Origin of the sequence: Rhodococcus sp. BS-15 (assembly GCF_000813105.1) — a bacterium.
Classification (GTDB): domain Bacteria; phylum Actinomycetota; class Actinomycetes; order Mycobacteriales; family Mycobacteriaceae; genus Rhodococcoides.
The window spans coordinates 1-19,381 of record NZ_BAOX01000070.1; the positions used below are offsets into that span (position 1 = coordinate 1).

Sequence of the window (19,381 nt, forward strand, 5' to 3'; positions counted from 1 at the left end):
GCATGTTCTTCGATCTCTCCGCTGAGAGAATCGGTGAGTGCGGCAATGCCTTCCATCCGGCCGACCGACGAGAATAGTGTCTCGTACCGGTCGACGGTCGGTCTGATGATCTCGACGAAGCGGCCTCTGGTGCTCGTCCAGTGCTGACCGACGGTGTCGAACCACACGTCGAAATCCGCCGTGTCGTCCCAGTAGCCGATGAACACCGTCGTGGGGATACCTTCTTCGTCGGTGTATCGCGCCCGGTCCGTCCGGGGTGGGCCTTCGTCACCCCACGGGGAGGCGTCGGGCAGGCCCTGTATTCCGAAGTAGCCCATCACGACTCGTTCGGTTGATACCGGAAAGCGGGCCACGTACGACGGGAAGGGTGGCTGGTAGCCCTCGGGTGTGCGACGCGGACACGACCGTGGAACGACGAGATGATCGGGTATCGCGGATTCGAGTTCAGACACGGGCTGCGTCCTCGTCGCGAGCGAGCTGTTCGGTGATCTCGAGACGGACCTCGGCGGCGACGTCCTCGGTGAAGTCGTACCGTGCGTTCGCGACAGGCTGCGCACCCGACACGACGCGGTCGCCGGGAGTCTTGTCGAGCCAGAGCCTCGTCACGTCCGGACGCGAATAGTGGCCGGCCGGGTCGGCGGCGGCCTTGGCGATCGAAATAAGGCTGGTGTCGATGTCGGCGTAGACGATGCCTTCCGCGTCGGGTGCGAGCGGCTCGTGCATCAGTTGGCCGTCGGGCGCGAAGATTCGGGCATGACCGCCGCCTGCGGTGAGCATCGCGCGCTTGGCGTCATCGGTGCACATGATGTCGATCATCTCGGGGGATACGGTCGCGCAGGGGCTGATGACGAAGCAGCCGCCTTCGACGGCGTAGATGCGGCTGGCAGCGGTGTTGACCTCGGGCCCAAGGGCATAGGCCGCGCCGGTGTAGAGCGAGAAGCTGGGCCAGGCACCGATGTGAACCTGCTCGTTCTGGGCGTACATCGCGTACTTCGACAACGGTTGCAGGTGCTCCCAGCAGCACAGTGCGCCGACGCGTCCGAGGTCGGTGTCGTATACCGACAGGTCGGATCCGTCACCTTCGCCGTACACGGTGCGTTCGACGTGCGTCGGCTTGAGCTTGCGGCGCATCGCGACGGTCTTTCCTTCGGCGTCGATGATCCACTGGGCGATGTAGAGACTGGCCTTGTATCGCTCGCTCAGGCCCATCAGAACCATGATGTGGTTGTCCTTGGCGGCCTGCGCAATTCGAGCGGCCTGGGGTGTTCCGTACTCCAGTGAGTTGTCGAAGTAGCGCTGCGTGAACTGAAATCCCCACGCCGGTGCGTCGAGCCAGATGTACCAGGGGTAGCCGGGCAGGTAGGTCTCGGGAAATGCGATGAGCTCGGCTCCGGCGCGGGCCGCGTCCTCGATCAGGCCGATCGCCTTGTCGATCGACGCGTCGAGATCGAGAAATACCGGCGCGGCCTGGACTGCTGCGGCGCGAAACTGGTGGTGTGTCATTGCGGGCCTTTCGTGTGGGAGGGCACCAGTTTTGCCTGCTGAGAGGCCGATGGATGGCCTCGATGTGTCGGAATAATTGACTCTCCGTCGCATGCCCGGATGCCGAAACGCTGCGGTAACCGGGGCCTCGTGTGTGGACACATGATCGTCACGCGTGGAGCTCGATCGGCGGTGCGCATCTGCCGCACAATGTGTGCGCGATCACACAAGACCTCCTCGCCTGTCCGGGCGCAGTCTGGACCGGACACGCCACAGGTGCCGCGATCGGCACCCGAGAAGGAGCCAACAAACATGACTGCAGTCCAGGAATCGGCCGCACCGACGTTGCCGACCGACACCGCCACCGAGCTCTACATCGCGGGGCAGTGGCACGGCGCTTCCGACGGAGGCACGTTCACCGACATCAACCCCACGACGGAACAGCCACTGGCCGAGGTTGCGGCGGCCACCGCGTCGGACGTCGATGCAGCGGTGCGTGCGGCTCGCGCCCAGCTCGGTGGCGAATGGGGTGCCACGCCCGGAGTGGTCCGCGGACAGCTGCTCAATCGAATTGCCGATCTGATCGAGCGCGACGGCGATCTGTTGGCGCGGCTCGAGGCCCTCGATGTCGGTAAGCCGGTGGGGCAACCGGCGGTGCTCGACATCCCCAATGCGGCAGCCACTTTTCGGCACTTCGCCGGCTGGGCCGACAAGATCACCGGAAGTTCCATTCCCACGGCGGGCTACTTCGGGCAGCCGACGCATTCGTACACCGTGCGCGAACCCGTCGGAGTGATCGGCGCGATCGTTCCGTGGAACACCCCACTGATGATCGCCGCATGGAAGCTCGCGCCCGCGCTGGCCGCGGGAAACACGCTCGTCGTCAAGCCGCCGGAGGATGCGCCACTGTCCATCCTGCATCTCGCACGTCTGATGGACGAGGCCGGTCTGCCCGGTGGTGTCGTCAATGTCGTTCCAGGACTGGGAGAAGTGACCGGCGACGCGCTGGTCGGGCACCCGGACGTCGACAAGATCAGCTTCACCGGTAGCCCGCGGGTCGGCAGGCTCATCGCGAAGAAGGCTGCCGACACGTTCAAGCGAACGACTCTCGAGCTCGGCGGTAAGTCCCCGCAGATCATTCTCGAGGACGCGGATCTCGAGGCGGCGATCAACGGAGCCGCGATGGGACTGTTCTTCAATCAGGGCCAGGTATGTGCGGCCGGTACCCGGGTGCTGGTGCACAGTTCGCTGTACTCGCAGGTGGTCGACGGTCTGGCCGCTGCGGCGTCGGCTCAGGTGTTGGGCGATCCCTTCGATCCGTCGACGACGATGGGGGCACTGGTCAACGCGAACCAGCGCGACAGCGTGCTGGGGTACATCCAGGCCGGACGCGACGGCGGTGCCGAGTGGCGGCCGGTGGCAGTCGACCCGACGGGGCAGGGTACTTCGTCGAGCCGACGATCTTCGCCGACGCCGACAACGGCATGAAGATCGCCCAGGAAGAGATCTTCGGGCCGGTCGGCACGGTGATTCCGTTCGACACGGCCGATGAGGCCATCGCCATCGCCAACGGCACGGTATACGGACTCGCTGCGAGCATCTGGACCCGCGACGTCTCGCGCGCCCACACTCTCGCGGCTCGGGTGCGCTCCGGTGCGGTGTGGGTGAACGGTTGGGCGGCAATCGATCCCGCGCTCCCATGGGGCGGCATGAAGACCAGTGGCACGGGCCGTGAGCTGGGATGGGCCGGCATCGAGGCCAACACCGAGGAGAAGGTTGTCACGATCGTCCTGTAGAGCTGACGCAGGTGAGCGGGAGTGGAGCCTGCGGAACGACCCCAGGTGAGCGGGAGTGGAGCCTGCGGAACGACCCATGTGAGCGGAACTTCGACCCCTGCTACGAGGTTCCGCTCACCTGGGGTAACGCGGTGTTTACGGAAGGACACGCGATTCGTAACGAGCAGGTCGCAAGATTTAGTTCAACGGACGTAGAACAACGTCCGAACGGATCGGAAGGCGATGATGACGATGCCCGAACCCTAGGTCCCAGCAGGGAGCCGCTACCGTAGGGCTGTGCCGAAGCTCGTGGACCACGACGAACGCCGCCGCGCGATCACCGCGGCAACCTGGCGTTTGATCGCTGCCAAGGGGATCGATGCCGCGAACATGCGGGACATCGCGACCGAGGCGGGATACACGAACGGCGCGCTGAGCCACTACTTCGCGGGCAAGGACGAGATTCTCCGAACCGCATTCGAGCACGTCTTCGAGGCAACGAATCGCCGTATCGACGAAGCTCTTGGCGACGCAACGGGATTCGATGCCCTCCGCATCTTCTGTCGAGAAGTGATGCCGACGACCGAAGAGACTCTGCTCGAGGCGAGAATTGCAGTCTCGCTGTGGCAGCGCGCGATGTACGACGAGCACATGGACGACACGAACCATCGATCCTTGGTGTCGTGGCGGGCGCGGATGGCGGAGTTTCTCGAGCAGGCTCGCGCAGAAGGCGACGCCGGCGACTTCGATGTCGATCTCGCCGTCGAAATGTTGCTCAACATGATGATGGGTATGCAGATTCTCGCGTGCTCACCCCCGATGACACCACTGCCGACCGGCAGTTCGAGATGCTCGACCGCTTCATAGCTCAGCTGTAGCCACCCTCTGTGCGGGCGACCCGCGCTCTCTCGCATGCCTTCGTTATTCAACGTATGTAGAACCAACACCCGACCTCGAGGAACACTCATGCCAACCCTCACGCCCCACGCAATCGACCATGCCTTGTCGTTGCCCACCGAAGACGAGATTGCGCAGGTTCGAGACATCGTCGACGCCGCCGGATTCGTCACCGCCGCAACCAGGTTCGTCTACGTCGGACTGGATGAACCGGACAAGGCCGAGTTGTACGTCACCGAACCGACAACCCGACGCACCTTTCGGGTGCTGTTGCACGACATCTCGACACCCGATGCCGTCGACCTTCTCGTCTCCCTCGACGAGCGTCACGTGATCGGCTCCACCCGCCTCGATGCCATCCGTGACGGCCAGATGCCGGTGCTCGACGAGGAATTCGAGCTCGTAGAGAAGGTGCTCTCCACCGATCCGGACTGGCTCGCCGCGCTGTCCGCGCGCGGACTGGACGTAGCCGACGTTCGAGTGGCACCCCTGTCGGCAGGTGTGTTCGACTACCCGGGCGAGCACGGCCGACGCATACTGCGCGGCCTGGCCTTTCGGCAGGACTACCCCGCCGATCACGCGTGGGCCCATCCCATCGACGGGCTGGTCGCGTTCGTCGACGTGATGAATCGGACGGTGGACAAGGTTGTCGACCTGGGTGTGGTTCCCATCCCGGAGGAATCGGGAAACTTCGACGATCTGGCCGTCACCGGCCCGCTGCGCACCACGCAGAAGCCCATCGAGATCACCCAACCCGACGGTCCGAGCTTCACGGTTCGAGGCAATCGCGTCGACTGGGAGAAGTGGTCGTTCCGGGTCGGCTTCGATGTGCGTGAAGGTCTGGTGCTGCACCAGATCGGGTTCGAGGACGGGGGTGCCGTGCGTCCGATCATCCATCGCGCGTCGATCGCCGAAATGGTTGTCCCTTATGGTGATCCATCGCCCGTGCGGTCGTGGCAGAACTACTTCGACACCGGTGAGTACCTGGTGGGTCGGTACGCGAACTCACTCGAGCTCGGGTGTGACTGCGTCGGAGACATCACGTACTTCGACGCCGTGATCGCCGACGAATTCGGCAACCCGAAAACTCTGACCAACGCCGTGTGCATGCACGAGGAGGATTTCGGGGTGCTGTGGAAGCACACCGATCTGTGGTCGGGCTCGCAGGAGACCCGTCGTCAGCGCCGACTCGTGATCTCCTTCTTCACCACCATCGGCAACTACGACTACGGATTCTTCTGGTACCTCTACCTCGACGGCACCATCGAATTCGAGGTCAAGGCAACCGGAATCGTGTTCACCTCCGGGCATCCCGGCGGCGACTACCCGTACGCAACAGAGATCGCCCCGGGGCTCGGAGCGCCGTGCCACCAACACCTGTTCAGCGCGCGACTGGACATGATGGTCGACGGCATCGGCAACTCCGTCGAAGAGATCGAGACCCGCCGAGTACCGATGGGCCCGGACAACCTGCACGGCAACGCCTTTGCTCTGCAACACACCCCACTCGCCACGGAATCCGAGGCGCAACGCATCGCCGACGGCACGGTAGGCCGCGTCTGGCACGTCACCAATCCGACCTCGCTGAGCCGTCTCCGAAAGCCCGTAGGATACACGCTGCACCCCGAGGGGCAGCCGCTGCTTCTCGCCGACGACAACTCGTCGATCGCGCGACGCGCCACGTTCGCCACCAAGCATCTCTGGGTGACGCAGTTCGATCGAAGCGAACGTTATGCAGCAGGTGATTTCGTCAACCAGCACCACGGTGGAGCGGGTCTGCCGGCATTTGTCGCATCGGATCGCAGCCTCGTCGACGAGGACATCGTGCTGTGGCACACCTTCGGGCTCACCCACTTCCCGCGGCCCGAGGACTGGCCGATCATGCCGGTGGACTACACCGGCTTCAAACTGAAGCCCGCAGGATTCTTCGATCGCAACCCCACCTCGATGTGCCTAGCACGACGTCCGCGCATTGCACCGCCTCGAGCTGCGAAAGCGGTGAGCAGAATGTCTGAGCGCCAACCGAATTCGACGGCAGGCGCGCTACGCGGTTCCATCGGCGTCGTCGGGATCGTGTTCCTGGTCATCGCGGCTGCAGCGCCGTTGACCGCCATCGGCGGTGCCCTGCCGGTCATGATCGCGACAGGTAACGGAGCGGGCGCACCGCTCGCCTACATCGTCGCGGCAGTCGTCCTGCTTATCTTCAGCGTCGGCTACGCGGCCATGAGCAGACACATGGTGGACACCGGCGCGTTCTATGCCTACGTGGAGAAGGGGCTCGGGAGAACCATGGGCCTCGGCGCCGCGGGTCTGGCGCTGCTGACGTACACCGCCATTCAGGCGGGCATCTACGGCCTCGCCGCATCGACAGTCGACAGCCTGGTCGTGAAGTACGGCGGACCCGACCTGCCCTGGTGGTTGTGGGCACTCGGTCTCGTCGCGATCGTGGCGCTGCTCGGCTACCGCAGCATCGATCTCGGTGCCAAGGTGCTCGGAGTACTGCTGGTGCTCGAGATCGGCATCATCGTGATCCTGTCGGTCGCGGTGTTCGCCAAGGGAGGTGCCGCGGGCATCGACGTCGAATCGTTCACTCCCTCGGCCTTCTTCAGCGGATCGCCGGGAATCGCCCTGATGTTCGCCATCGCGTCGTTCATCGGCTTCGAGGCCACCGCGATCTACGGCGAGGAGGCGCGTAACCCCACGCGGACCGTTCCGATCGCGACCTATGCCGCGGTCGTCACCATCGGACTGGTGTACGCGGTGTCGAGTTGGGCCGTCGTGCTCGCATTCGGCAGTGCGTCCGTCGCGCAGGCCGCTGCCGACGATACGGCGGGACTGACCTTCGCCGCTGCCGCCCAGTACTTGGGCCCGATGTCGGCGGACATCATGGAAATCATGTTGGTCACCAGTCTCTTCGCCGCCCTGCTCGCGTTCCACAACGCAATCGGACGGTACGTGTTCGCACTGGCCCGCAAGGGTGTTGCGCCGTCGATGTTGGCGCGCACCCACTCTCGGCACGGCTCCCCGCATATGGGATCACTGTTCCAGACCGCCTCGGCAGGAGTGGTTCTCATGGTCTTCGCGGCAGCAGGCGCAGACCCGGTGCTGGAACTGTTCACCTGGATGTCCGGACTGGCCACCGTGAGCATCCTGGTTCTGATGATCCTCACCGGCGGCGCGATCATCGCGTTCTTCCGTCGATCGACCGTGGATACGCGCACCTGGCACACCGTTGTGGCCCCGGCACTCGGAACCGTGGGGTTGGTGGCGATCCTCGCCCTCGTGCTGGACAACTTCACGCTGCTCATCGGCGGTTCGGGAGTGCTCGCCGCCCTGCTGTTGATCGTCGTCGTGGCATTCTTCGTGGGAGGAACAATTACGGCGCGAGCGACTCGGAGTCGAACTCTCGAGACGACGGAGGTCTGACACCGATGGTCATGACGGTGCTGATGGCGCTCGGTGCGGTGGGTGCTGTTCTCCCGCTGCTCGGACGTGGCAAGCACACGGGGCGGGTGCGGTGGGCTCACCTCTGCATGGGCACCGTCATGGCCGCCATGGTGGCCTTCGGTACCGACCCATCCATGGCTCTGATATCGATACTCACCCTCGTCGCGGTAGCCGTACACGTCACCGCAGACGTGCCGAACAGAACCCGATCTATTCCATGCGCGGTGGACCTGACGTGCATGGCCGTGCTGCTGATGATGCTGCCGTCCATGCACTCCCACGCGGAACCGCAGGTGTCGACGGGGCACCGGCACGGAGTCGAGGCGGATCCGAGAATCATCGCCGCGCTGCTCCTGGTGGGGTGGATGGCCGTGACGATCCACCTGCTGCGCACGAACCCGCCAGGACGACGAGTGACAGCAGGTTCGGCGCTGATGATCCTGGGAATGGCCCCGATGGTGCTCTGACGGAAGCTGATTGGGTGCGCATCTGACCCAGAATGTGTGCGCGCAGCGACATGTTTGTGCTCGCAGATTCGGCCACTGTTGTGTCGACGGTCACAACAGGAAGAGGCAGCGCATGTCGACGGATTACATCGTAGTGGGAGCAGGATCAGCAGGAAGCGTCATCGCCCGACGGCTGGTCGATGCCGGGCACACCGTGCATGTCATCGAAGCCGGACCGGTGGATACCGATCCGGCAATCCACTCACCCCAGGGCTGGCCGACGCTGCTGGGCGGATCGCAGGACTGGGGACTGTTCACCACCCCGCAGAAGCATGCCAACGATCGGCGGATCTTCTGGCCACGCCGGCGCGTACTCGGCGGCAGCTCGTCCCTCAACGGAATGATTTACGTCCGAGGACATTCCAGCGACTACGACGCGTGGGCGTCCGCAACCGGAGATGCCGGGTGGGCCTGGGAGAACGTACTGCCGCTGTTCAAGCTCTCGGAGTCGCACGAGCTCGGTGCCAACGAGTTCCACGGCGGCGACGGGCCACTGCCGGTGTCCATCATGGGTACCCCGCATCCACTGGCGGCTGCCTTCGTCGATGCGGCCGTCGAGCACGGCCACAAGCTCATCGACGACTTCAACGCCGACGAGGTGGTGGTGCGGGCTACAACCACACCACCACCCGCGACGGCGAGCGGATGAGCGCGTGGAAGAGCTTCGTCGGCCCGGTACTGAACAATCCCGATCTGACCGTCACCACCGGAGCGCTCGTGCACAAGGTGGTGCTCGAGAACGGCCGAGCTGTGGGAATCGAGTACACGCTCGGTGGTTCCGAGCCGCAGCGAACATTCGCCGATCACGAGGTCATCCTGTGCGGCGGCGCTCTTGGGTCGCCGAAGGCGCTGATGCTCAGTGGAATCGGGCCGTCGGGTCACCTCGAGGAGTTGGGCATCGATACCGTCGTCGACCTGCCGGGCGTCGGCGAGAACCTGCACGACCATTTGCTGCTGAGCAACATCTACGAGTCACTCGAGCCGCTCGCCGCCGGCACCAACAACCTGCTCGAGGCGCAGCTGTACGCCCGCAGCACCGGATGGGCAGGCGCTGCACCGGATCTGCAGCCGCTGTTCATGCACATTCCGTACCCGGCAGACGGATACCCGGTGCCCGAGAACGGCTACACCATCGCACCCGGCATCGTCGCTCCCCGCTCGCGGGGGACCCTGCGGTTGGCCTCCTCGGACCCCGGTGAACTGCCACTGGCGGATCCGAACATCCTGGCCGACCCGTACGACCTCGAAGCGATGGTCGATGCGGTGGAGATCTGCCGCGAGATCGGAGCATCCGACGCGTTCGCGCCGTGGCGCAAGGCCGAGGTGGTTCCGGGACCGAGTGCGCGGACCCGCGACGATCTTCGGGCCTACGTCCGACAGACCGCCGGTACATACCACCACCAGGTCGGCACCTGCAAGATGGGAGCCGAGTCGGACGCCGATGCCGTTGTCGGAGCAGACCTTCGGGTCCGCGGCGTCGAGGGGCTGTGGGTGGCGGACGCGTCGATCATGCCCACGGTGCCGTCGGGCAACACCAATGCGCCGTCCATCATGGTCGGTGAGCGGGCCTCGGATCTGATCCTCGGGAAGTGACTCGTACTCGGGTGAGGGCGACCTGTGCCCTCACCCGACGCGATACTCGCGCGGCGACATGCCGTACGTCTCCTTGAACAGCTTCGAGAAGTTCGAGGAATCGATCAAACCGTGACGCGCACAGATGGTTCCGATGGTGTCCGCGGCGAAACGTGGATCGCGGAGGTCGCGGTGACACCGATCGAGTCTCCTGGATCTGATCCAGCCGGCCACCGTGCGACCGTCGGACTCGAAAAGTTTCTGCAGGTACCGCGTCGAGATGTGCAGTCGCGCAGCGATCGACGCCGTCGACAGCGTGGGATCTGACAGTTGCGACTCGACGAGACTCTTGGCCTCGATCAGCAGTGTCGAACCCGGTGCGTCGTGCGGAGCCGCGTCGTCGAGAGCGGCGCAGAGCAGATCGAGGACGGCGTTCTCCAGCATCGGCGTCGTCGGCAGAGTTCCGTCGGCCGCGTTGCGGCGCAGATTGAACAGAAACGGCGACACCAACGCGCCGACGCCGTGATCGCCCTCGATGCGACGCGCGGCAACAGTCGTCAACTCACGGGAATCGATGCGCAGCGCGTCGCGCGGGAACATCACCACGAACATCTCGAAGTCCCCGACGAAATGCAGATCGTACGGGGCACTGGTGTCGTACACCGCGAAGTCGCCCGGCTCCAGCACGGCCTCGCGGTCGTTCTGGACCAGCGTGCCGCGGCCGGTCAATTGCAGGCCGACCTTGATCAACCCGGGATCGGCACGCTTGATGGTGGCGCGTGTGCGGCGCACGTCCACCTCGCGCCCCGCGACCTCGCTCAGTTGCAGCGAACCCAACGTCGACGACACCAGGGTGCCCTGGAACGGAGACGGCCCGGTGGACACAGCGTCGAGCGGCACGAACGCCGTCGAGACGTTCTCGCGCCATTGCTCGAAATCCTGTGCCACCGGGCTCATGTCATACGGCCGGGCGGTTGTCGATCAGCCTGCGGGCCTTACCGATCGAACGCTCCAACGCAGCCTGTGGCAAAACGTCGACGTTCACCGTCACACCGATCCGGTTCTTGACCAGCTTCTGCAGCGTCACGCCCAGGACGGCGTACTGATCGGACGGCACATCGGGCCTGGCCTCCACCCGCACCGTCAGGGAATCCATTCGGCCCGCCCGTTCGAGTACGCACTGGAACTGCGGTGCGAGCGCGGGAACACCCAGGATGAGCTCCTCGATCTGCGTCGGGAACAGGTTGACGCCGCGCAGGATGATCATGTCGTCGGTACGGCCGGTGACCTTCTGCATCCGACGCATCGTGCGGGCCGTGCCCGGCAGCAGACGCGTCAGATCCCGGGTGCGATACCGCACGATCGGCATCGCTTCCTTGGTCAGGGAAGTGAACACCAATTCACCCTCCTCGCCGTCGGGCAGGACTTCGCCGGTCACCGGATCGATGATCTCCGGGTAGAAATGATCCTCCCAGATGTGCAGTCCGTCCTTGGTTTCGACGCATTCCATCGCCACACCCGGTCCCATCACCTCGGACAGGCCGTAGATGTCGACGGCATCCATCGCCAGAGTGTTCTCGATTTCGGTGCGCATCTCCTCGGTCCACGGCTCGGCACCGAACACTCCGGTCTTCAGGGACGTCGTCGCGGGATCGATCCCCTTCTTCACCATGGCGTCGACGATCGTCAGCATGTAGGACGGGGTGACCAGGATGGCGTCGGGCTCGAAGTCCTGGATCAGTTGGATCTGTCGATCGGTCATGCCTCCCGACATCGGAATGACCGTGCAGCCCAGCCGTTCTGCGCCGTAATGTGCGCCGAGGCCGCCGGTGAAGAGTCCGTATCCGTAGGCCACGTGCACCTTGTCGGAGGGCTTGACGCCACCTGCGCGGAGACTGCGGGCGATGAGATCTGCCCAGTTGTCGATGTCTTTGGCGGTGTAGCGACGACGGTGGGGCGACCGGTGGTGCCCGAGGACGCGTGAATGCGCGAGACCTGGTTCTGCGGCACGGCGAACATGCCGAACGGGTAGTTCGCCCGCAGGTCCTGCTTGGACGTGAAGGGGAACTTCGCCAGATCGCTCAGGTCCTTCAGATCGCTGGGATGCACACCGGCGTCGTCGAACGCCTTGGTGTAGTGCGCCACGTTGTCGTAGGCATGCTGCAGCGACCACCGTAGGCGCTCGAGCTGCAGGTTCGCGATCCGGTCGCGGCTGGCGTGCTCGATGTCGGGGCTGTCGGTCGGTGTGGACAAGACGCTGGTCATGATTGCTCTCTCGTGGTCTCAGGCGTCGAAGTCGACGGTGACGGTGTCGCTGACGGGGAAGGTCTGGCAGGTGAGCACGAAGCCGGCGTCGACTTCGTTGTCCTCGAGCGCGTAGTTGCGACGCATGTCGACCTCGCCGAAGGTCACCTTCGCGCGGCACGTGCCACACACGCCGCCCTTGCACGCGAACGGCAGATCCGAGCGCAGCTGCTCGGCCGAATCGAGTATCGACTCGTCCTGAGGCAGTGCGCCTTTCACCTCGCGGCCGTCGAGGATGATCGTGACCTCACTGCTGGGGCCGGTGATACCCGGCTCGCGGTGCGTCTCCTGAGGCGGGGGCACGTCGTCGACGTAGAACAGTTCGGCGTGGACGCTGCTCTTGGCCACGCCCAGGTCTGCGAGGACCTGCTGGGCATCGGTGACCATCCCGAACGGGCCGCACAGCCAGAAATGGTCGATGTCCGGCGTCGCGACGACGGTGTCGAGTATTTCGCGCAACCGCTCGGCGTCGAGTCTTCCGCTGAACAGTTCGACCTCGCGAGGCTCCCTGGACAGCACATGGATGACGTCGAATCGGCTCCCGTACTGGTCCTTGAGATCGGCGATCTCCTCGGCGAACATCACGGTCCGCGTCCGGCGATTGCCGTACAGCAGAACAACTTCGGCATCCGGGTTGGCGAGGACCGAAGCAGCGATCGACAACATCGGGGTGATGCCCGAGCCGGCCGCGATGAGGACGTGCCTGCCGGCGACCGCGGGATCGGCGTGGAAGGTGCCGGTCGGACCCTGGACGTCGATGCGGTCGCCGGCCTTGACATCGCGGACGAGCCACGAGGAGAACAAACCTTCGCTCACCTCGCGCACGCCGACGCGGGGACGCGCACCGGCGGGTGCACAGATCGAGTACGAACGACGATGCTCCACACCGTCGACCGTGCGACTGAGCATCAGCGACTGGCCCGGCTTGAAATCGAACTCCGCACGCAGATTCTCGGGAACGTCGAAGGTGACGGCCACTGCGTCGTCGCACAGCGACTCGACGTCGGCGACGGTCAACGTGTGAAAAGGTTTGTTCCGCAGGTTCTTCTGTACTGGTTCGGCGGTGACGGTCATCAGATTTCCTTGACGTGGTCGAAGGGTTCGAGGCAGTCGTCGCACCGGTACTGGGCTTTGCAGAGGGTGGCGCCGAACTCGGACGTGAGCCGAGTGTTGGTGGAACTGCACTGGGGGCAGGTGAGCTGCCGGGGCTTGACCGTGAGAGTCAGCGGAACCGGGCCGGAGGTACGTGCCGGGGCCGGACCCGGAGTGGAGTAACCGGTTTCGCGCAGTTTGCGCAGGCCGTCCTCGGAGATCCAGTCGGTGCTCCAGGCCGGGGTCAAGCTGGTGACGATGTCGACGTCGGTGTAGCCGTGGTCGCGAAGTGTGTGCTCGATGTCGTCGCGCATCGTCGCCATCGCCGGGCAACCCGAATACGTCGGAGTGATGGTGACGAGCACGCTGCCGTCCTCACGGACCTCGACGTCGCGCAGGACGCCGAGGTCGTCGAGAGTGAGCAGTGGCATCTCGGGATCCAGTACGGTGGCGGCGATCTCGCGTGCCGTTCGTTGAAGTGTGGTCACCAGACTCCCTCCGGATGTGCCCTGGCCACGACCTGCATCTCGGCGATCAGGGGCCCGAACGCTTCGGTGTGGATGCCGCGCCGGCCTCCGCGTCCGCCGATGGTGCCGACGGACTTGCCCTCGGGTGCTTCCAATTCTGCTGCGTGCAGCACCTGTGCCAGAACGGAATCGAATTCCTCGCGGACGTCGCGCGGATCGACGGCGACGCCGACCCTCGCGAGTGCGATCTCCTCGTCCGTCGGAACGAACAGTTCGGAGACATACGGCCAGATCTGCGTCACGGCCTCGCGGACACGTCGCTTCGATTCGTCGGTTCCGCAACCCAGGGTGACGACCCAGCGCGCGGCGTAATCACGTTGATAGGTCAGCTCTTTCACGCCCTTGTTCGCAACAGCGGCAAGAACGGGATCGCGGGACTCGGTCAGCCGAGCGAACACGGCGAGCCGCCATGTCGCGAACACCAGCAAGCGAACCTGCGACTTCGCAAAATCGCCGTTGTCGAGCTCGGTGAGCCGTAAGTTGCGGAAGTCCGCTTCGTCACGGAAGAACGACAGTGCATCCTCCGACGGTGCGGGCGAGGTGTCCGAGATGAACGGCACGACCGTCGGGTCGGCCTTGGCGGCGCGGGCCAGCAGCAGGCGGGCCTGCCCGAGGAGATCGAGACCGACGTTGGCCAGCGCCACTTCCTCTTCGAGTTCCGGTGCGCGCGTGCTCCACTCGGCCAGGCGCTGTGAGCTGATCAGCGCGTCGTCACCGAGCATGAGGCAGTACGCGGCAAGGGCTTTCAGGTCGACGTCGTCGGGGACGGTGGTGTCGACACCGGCGAGCGGGTCGTCGAAACTCGTCCCGAATGCCCACTGCCCGTGCGAATCCTCGTCGACGAGACCCTCGTAGGCGTTGTCGTGATCAGTCATGAGTGCTTGTCCTCTTGAAGAATCGGTTTCACATGTGGGGGACGTTGTCGGGGATCTCGTAGAACGTCGGGTGGCGGTACACCTTGTCGCCGCTCGGCGCGAAGAACGGATCCTTCTCCGACGGCGACGACGCGACGACCGAGTTCGACGGAACCACCCAGATGCTGACGCCCTCGTTTCGTCGGGTGTAGACGTCGCGCGCGTGCCGCAGTGCCATGTGGTCGTCGGCGGCGTGCAGTGATCCGACATGCACGTGGTTCAGGCCGCGCTTACCGCGCAGGAACACCTCGTACAGCGGCCAATCTGCCTTGACTGCTTCTCTTTTCGGCTCGACCGGCACGTTCTCGGTGGGAACCGCGCCGTGGCCGCCCTCTGCGGTGAACTGGGCTTCTTCAGGGCGTGTCATGATGCTGCGTTCCTTTCGGCAAATGCGGTGGCGGCCTCACGGACCCAGGCACCGCCGTCGTGCGCTGCGCGGCGGTTCGCGATGCGCTCGACGTTGGAGGCTCCGTTGCCCTTGATCACCTGCATGAACTCGGACCAGTCGGGCTCGCCGAAATCGTGCGACTTGCGCTCCTCGTTCCACTTCAGGTCCGGGTCGGGGAACGTGACTCCGAGTGCCTTCGCCTGCGGGATCGACATGTCGACGAAGCGTTGGCGCAGTTCGTCGTTGGTGTGGCGCTTGATGCCCCACTTCATCGACTGCTCGGTGTTGGGGGACTCGTCGTCCGGCGGGCCGAACATCATCAGTGCAGGCCACCACCAGCGGTTGACGGATTCCTGAACCATGGCGCGCTGTTCGTCGGTGCCGCGCATCATCGTCGCGAGCAGTTCGTACCCCTGGCGCTGGTGGAAGGACTCTTCCTTGCAGACGCGGATCATCGCGCGCGCGTACGGCCCGAAGCTGCTGCGGCACAGGGGAACCTGATTGCAGATCGCTGCGCCGTCGACGAGCCAGCCGATGGTGCCCACGTCGGCATAGGTCAGGGTGGGGTAGTTGAAGATCGAGGAGTACTTCTGCTTGCCCTCGATGAGCTTGACCGTCAGGTCGGCGCGGTCCGCCCCGAGCGTCTCCGCTGCGGAGTAGAGGTAGAGGCCGTGGCCGGCCTCGTCCTGCACCTTGGCCATCAGGATCGCCTTGCGGCGCAGCGACGGTGCGCGGGTGAGCCAGTTCCCCTCCGGCTGCATTCCGATGATCTCGGAGTGCGCATGCTGAGCGATCTGGCGAATGAGCGACTTGCGGTAGCCGTCGGGCATCCAATCACGAGGCTCGACGCGCTGCTCGTGGGCAATGGTCTCGTCGAACCCGTCCTGCAACGACTCGGCGGACAGGGTGTTTGACGTGGTCATAAGTCCTACTTTCATTACCGAATGATCGGTTGGTAACCAGTATGCATCGAAGTGACCCCCGGCACAAGTGCGGCTCCGCCGCAGTGGTGCGGTTGAGTGCCCCAGGCGGCACTCAACCGCACCACTGCCGCAGGCACTACCTCTTCTTGTTCAGGAACGCGTCGACGGCGGCCTTGTGGTCGACGGTCTGTCCCAGAGCGGTCTGCGCCTGCGCCTCGCGAGCCAGCGCGTCGGAGAGTCCGGGCTTCCTGATCAGCGATTTCACCTGCCGGTACGCCTGGGTGGGACCGGCAGCGAGCGTCGTGGCCAGCGTGCGGGCGGTCTCGAGAACGTCGGCGTCGTCGACGACGCGGTGCACCAGACCCCAATCGAGGGCCTGCGCGGCGGTGACCTTGTCGCCGAGCAACATCAGACCCGCGGCCCGGCTCGATCCCAGTGCCTCGACCAGAGCGAAACTCAAACCGGAGTCGGAAGCCAAGCCGATGCCGGTGAACGCCGTCGCGAAGGAGGACTTGGTGCCCGCGACGCGGATGTCCCCGGCGAGTGCGATCCCGAGACCAGCGCCGACGCACGCGCCGGGAATGGCGACGACAATCGGTACCTCGAGCGCGGCCAGTCCGCTGATCACCGGGTTGTAGTGCTCGCCGACGGTATCCATCGCCGTGGCCGGGTCGGCCTCGAGTGCGGTGACGTGCTCACCGAGGTCCTGGCCGACGCAGAAGTTCTTGCCCTCGGCGGTGATGAGCACCGCACGGACGCTGGGTGCGGCAGCGCTCTGAACGGCCTCCGCCAACGCGACCTTCGTCGCGACGTCGAGGGCGTTATGCGCCTCGGGGCGAGCGAGGGTGATGGTCGCCAGGCCGTCGGCAATGTCGAACCGTACCGTCATGCGTTCGTCCAATCGTGAAAGCCGCGACCGGACTTGCGTCCGATATCGCCGCGAGCAACCATGTCTCGCAACAACTGCGGGGGAGTGAACCTGTCGCCGAGCGTCGACGCCAGGTGTTCTGCGATCGCGAGCCGAACGTCCAACCCGACGAGGTCGGTCGACCGCAACGGACCCATCGGGTGCTTGTAGCCGAGTTCCATGGCGCGATCGATGGATTCGGCGTCGGCGACGCCTTCCTCCAACATCCGAATGGCTTCGAGCCCCAGGCAGACGCCGAGCCGGGAGGTAGCGAAGCCGGGGGAGTCGTTGACGATCACCTCGGTCTTGCCGAGTAGCGAGACCCACTGCTGTACCCGCTCCACTACGTCCGCGGGTGTCGCCGGCGCACGCACGATCTCGACGAGAGTCGACGCCGGAACAGGGTTGAAGAAGTGCATCCCGATGAAGCGGCTCGGATCACTGAGTGTCGCGCCGAGTTCGGCGATAGAGATCGAGCTCGTGTTCGACGCGATGACGGTCCCGGGCCCGGCGATCTTGTCGACGAGCGCAAGTACCTCAACCTTGAGCGACGGAATCTCGGGCACCGCTTCGACGATCAAGTCCAGCTCGGCGGGGAGATCGGCCGGTCCCGCGACGGTGGAGACCCGGGCGAGAATGGCCGACGGGTCCTCGCTGAGCTTGCCGCGCTCGTGCGCTCGCGCCAAGCCCGTCTCGACTCGACCGAGCGCGGCCTGCTGATCCGCTGCTTCGGCGATGACGACGGTGGAACCGAGGGCCGCGAAGACCTGGGCGATCCCAGCGCCCATGCGTCCGCCACCGACAACAGCCACTTTCGAGGGAACTGTCATTTCTTCTTCTCCAGAAATGCCGTCATGCGGCGTTGTTTGTCTTCGGTCTCGAACAGCACGGCCTGCGCAATGTCGTCGGCCCATGGATGTGAACCGGGTGCATCGAGAATCTTCTTCGTCAGGGTCAGCGCCAAGGGTGCTTGTTTCGCAATGCGATCCGCGAGCGCGTGCGCGGCGGCCAACGGCTCGTCCACAATGTCCAGCACCAGGCCGGATCGCAGGGCGGCGTCGGCGTCGAGTGTTCGGCCGCCGAGGAGAACCTGCTTCGCGACGGAGACACCCACCAACGTCGGCAACCGGTAACTGGCACCGGCAGCGGCCATGATGCCCAGTCCCGGTTCGGGATTGCCGAACACGGCCGTCGGCGACGCGATGCGGATGTCGCAGGCGTAGGACAGTTCGGCTCCACCGCCGAGGGCGTAACCCCGCACCGCGGCGATCGTCGGCAGGGGCAGTGCGGCGAAGCGGTCGAACAGGTTTCGGTTGATGCCGCGTAATGCGTCGTCGCGGGTGCGGGCACGCAGCTGGTTGATGTCGGCACCCCCGGCGAAGTGCTCGCCCTCACCGGTCAGAACGACGATCTTCGGATCCTGCTCGACGAGCCCGCACACCTCGTGCAACTCACCGATCATCTCGGCGTCGATCGCATTGCGCTGCCTCTCACGGGCCAGCGTGACGACGACGCGGTCGGCCTGTTCCTCGACGACGAGTGTGTTCACGGTGCCTCGATCAACATCGACACGCCCTGGCCGACGCCGACGCACAGCGTTGCGAGACCGCGGGACGCCTTCTCGCGTTCCATCCGGCCCAACAGCGTCAACAGGATTCGCGCGCCCGACGAGCCGAGAGGGTGGCCGAGTGCGATCGCCCCGCCGTCGGCATTGACGATGTCCTCGTTCAGCTTCAACTGGCGGATGACGCCGAGTGACTGAGCCGCGAAGGCTTCGTTGAGCTCGACGGCACCGAGGTCGTCGACGGACCACCCGGCGCGAGCGAGTGCCTTCTGCGTGGACGGCACCGGACCGAGCCCCATGATGTGCGGCGCGATGCCGGCGCTCGCACTGGTGACGATGCGGCCGCGGACGTCGAGGCCGTACTTGTTCACGGCCTCCTCGGACGCCACCACCAGTGCCGACGCACCGTCGGTGAACGGCGACGAGGTGCCTGCAGTGACTATGCCGTCTTTGCGGAACACGGTCTTCAGTGTGCCGAGCTTCTCCAGTGTGGTTCCGCGCCGCGGTGTCTCGTCCTCGTTGACGTCGCCGTTCTTGGTCGAGACCGGCACGATCTCGTCGGCGAAGCGGCCTGCGTCCTGAGCGGCGACGGCGCGCTGCTGGCTGCGGAAGGCAAAGGCGTCGGACTCGGCGCGGGTGATGCCCTCGCTGAGCGCGACTTCTTCGGCGGTTTCGCCCATCGACAGAGTGATCTTGGGATCGGTCCCCGCGTCGTGCGAGGCGAAGGTCGGATTGGTGAATCGCCAGCCGAGGGAGGTATCGAAGATCTCTCCGGGCTTGGCCCAGGCGGTTCCCGGCTTGGCCATGACCGAGGGCGCGCGCGTCATGGACTCGACGCCGCCGGCGACAATGATGTCGGCCTCGCCGCTGCGAATGGTGCTTGCGGCGTTGGCCACTGCGGTCAGTCCGCTCGCGCACAGGCGATTGACGGTGTAGCCCGGCACCGTGTGGGGGAGCCCTGCGAGCAGAACCGCCATTCTGGCCACATCGCGATTGTCCTCGCCTGCCTGGTTAGCGGCACCGAGAATGACCTCGTCGATGCGATCGACGGGCACGCCCGCGCGGCGGACGGCCTCGGCGACG

At 65.1% G+C, this 19,381-nt stretch carries 16 protein-coding genes and 4 pseudogenes; 7 read left to right on the plus strand and 13 right to left on the minus strand.

All coding sequences use genetic code 11. From position 1 onward, the window contains the following. Nucleotides 1-452 (minus strand): phenylacetaldoxime dehydratase family protein (locus RHBS_RS10990; protein WP_145977505.1); only part of this gene is annotated, 452 nt, incomplete at its 3' end. Next, on the minus strand, nt 445-1,503 hold the full coding sequence (locus RHBS_RS10995; RefSeq protein ID WP_128645554.1) for a carbon-nitrogen hydrolase family protein: 1,059 nt from the start codon (nt 1,501-1,503) through the stop codon (nt 445-447). The genes RHBS_RS10990 and RHBS_RS10995, both read right to left, overlap by 8 nt. Nucleotides 1,504-1,794: 291 nt before the next feature. Here RHBS_RS10995 and styD point away from each other — a divergent pair. From styD to RHBS_RS32175, 7 genes and pseudogenes are all read left to right on the plus strand, one after another. Further along, nucleotides 1,795-3,278: pseudogene (styD, locus tag RHBS_RS11000) on the plus strand (phenylacetaldehyde dehydrogenase StyD). Between the two features lie 288 nt (nt 3,279-3,566). Next, nucleotides 3,567-4,135 (plus strand): annotated as a pseudogene (locus RHBS_RS11005) (TetR/AcrR family transcriptional regulator). A gap of 88 nt (nt 4,136-4,223) precedes the next feature. Beyond that, nucleotides 4,224-6,169 (plus strand): annotated as a pseudogene (locus RHBS_RS29725) (primary-amine oxidase). Further along, nucleotides 6,162-7,580 carry an APC family permease gene (locus RHBS_RS29730; protein WP_236745369.1) on the plus strand — a complete coding sequence of 473 codons (1,419 nt, stop codon included), beginning with the start codon at nt 6,162-6,164 and terminating at the stop codon, nt 7,578-7,580. Before RHBS_RS29725 ends, RHBS_RS29730 begins: the two are co-directional and overlap by 8 nt. Before the next feature lie 5 nt (nt 7,581-7,585). After that, nucleotides 7,586-8,068 carry a DUF5134 domain-containing protein gene (locus RHBS_RS11015; RefSeq protein ID WP_128645556.1) on the plus strand — a complete coding sequence of 161 codons (483 nt, stop codon included), beginning with the start codon at nt 7,586-7,588 and terminating at the stop codon, nt 8,066-8,068. A 112-nt stretch (nt 8,069-8,180) separates the two neighbouring features. After that, complete coding sequence (locus tag RHBS_RS30415) at nt 8,181-8,756, plus strand: GMC family oxidoreductase (RefSeq protein WP_374700575.1); 576 nt, start codon at nt 8,181-8,183, stop codon at nt 8,754-8,756. Then, nucleotides 8,753-9,700: a GMC family oxidoreductase gene (locus RHBS_RS32175; RefSeq protein ID WP_374700576.1), complete on the plus strand. Its 948-nt coding sequence runs from the start codon at nt 8,753-8,755 to the stop codon at nt 9,698-9,700. The genes RHBS_RS30415 and RHBS_RS32175 overlap by 4 nt, the downstream gene beginning before the upstream one ends. A gap of 30 nt (nt 9,701-9,730) precedes the next feature. Here the strand turns inward: RHBS_RS32175 and RHBS_RS11025 are convergent, their stop codons facing one another. The 11 genes and pseudogenes from RHBS_RS11025 to RHBS_RS11075 form a co-directional block, all read right to left on the minus strand. Next, nucleotides 9,731-10,636, minus strand: coding sequence for a helix-turn-helix domain-containing protein (locus RHBS_RS11025; RefSeq protein WP_128645557.1), 906 nt, complete (start codon nt 10,634-10,636; stop codon nt 9,731-9,733). Nucleotide 10,637: 1 nt separating this feature from the next. After that, nucleotides 10,638-11,944, minus strand: a pseudogene (paaK, locus tag RHBS_RS11030) (phenylacetate--CoA ligase PaaK). 18 nt (nt 11,945-11,962) lie between these two features. Further along, on the minus strand, nt 11,963-13,057 hold the full coding sequence (paaE, locus tag RHBS_RS11035) for a 1,2-phenylacetyl-CoA epoxidase subunit PaaE (RefSeq protein ID WP_128645558.1): 1,095 nt from the start codon (nt 13,055-13,057) through the stop codon (nt 11,963-11,965). After that, nucleotides 13,057-13,566, minus strand: coding sequence for a 1,2-phenylacetyl-CoA epoxidase subunit PaaD (gene paaD / locus RHBS_RS11040; protein ID WP_128645564.1), 510 nt, complete (start codon nt 13,564-13,566; stop codon nt 13,057-13,059). Before paaD ends, paaE begins: the two co-directional genes overlap by 1 nt. Beyond that, on the minus strand, nt 13,560-14,477 hold the full coding sequence (gene paaC / locus RHBS_RS11045; protein WP_128645559.1) for a 1,2-phenylacetyl-CoA epoxidase subunit PaaC: 918 nt from the start codon (nt 14,475-14,477) through the stop codon (nt 13,560-13,562). Before paaC ends, paaD begins: the two co-directional genes overlap by 7 nt. A gap of 28 nt (nt 14,478-14,505) precedes the next feature. Next, a complete protein-coding gene (paaB, locus tag RHBS_RS11050; RefSeq protein WP_128645560.1) occupies nt 14,506-14,883 on the minus strand; it encodes a 1,2-phenylacetyl-CoA epoxidase subunit PaaB in 378 nt (125 codons plus the stop codon). After that, nucleotides 14,880-15,827 (minus strand): 1,2-phenylacetyl-CoA epoxidase subunit PaaA, encoded by a 948-nt coding sequence (gene paaA / locus RHBS_RS11055; protein ID WP_094614894.1) that lies wholly within the window; start codon nt 15,825-15,827, stop codon nt 14,880-14,882. Before paaA ends, paaB begins: the two co-directional genes overlap by 4 nt. Before the next feature lie 136 nt (nt 15,828-15,963). Then, nucleotides 15,964-16,716 carry an enoyl-CoA hydratase/isomerase family protein gene (locus RHBS_RS11060; protein ID WP_128645561.1) on the minus strand — a complete coding sequence of 251 codons (753 nt, stop codon included), beginning with the start codon at nt 16,714-16,716 and terminating at the stop codon, nt 15,964-15,966. Then, a complete protein-coding gene (locus tag RHBS_RS11065; protein WP_128645562.1) occupies nt 16,713-17,564 on the minus strand; it encodes a 3-hydroxyacyl-CoA dehydrogenase family protein in 852 nt (283 codons plus the stop codon). The genes RHBS_RS11060 and RHBS_RS11065 overlap by 4 nt, the downstream gene beginning before the upstream one ends. Beyond that, nucleotides 17,561-18,283 (minus strand): enoyl-CoA hydratase/isomerase family protein, encoded by a 723-nt coding sequence (locus RHBS_RS11070; protein WP_128645563.1) that lies wholly within the window; start codon nt 18,281-18,283, stop codon nt 17,561-17,563. The genes RHBS_RS11065 and RHBS_RS11070 overlap by 4 nt, the downstream gene beginning before the upstream one ends. Beyond that, a partial coding sequence (locus tag RHBS_RS11075) for a thiolase family protein (protein ID WP_145977506.1) occupies nt 18,280-19,381 on the minus strand: 1,102 nt, incomplete at its 5' end. The genes RHBS_RS11070 and RHBS_RS11075, both read right to left, overlap by 4 nt.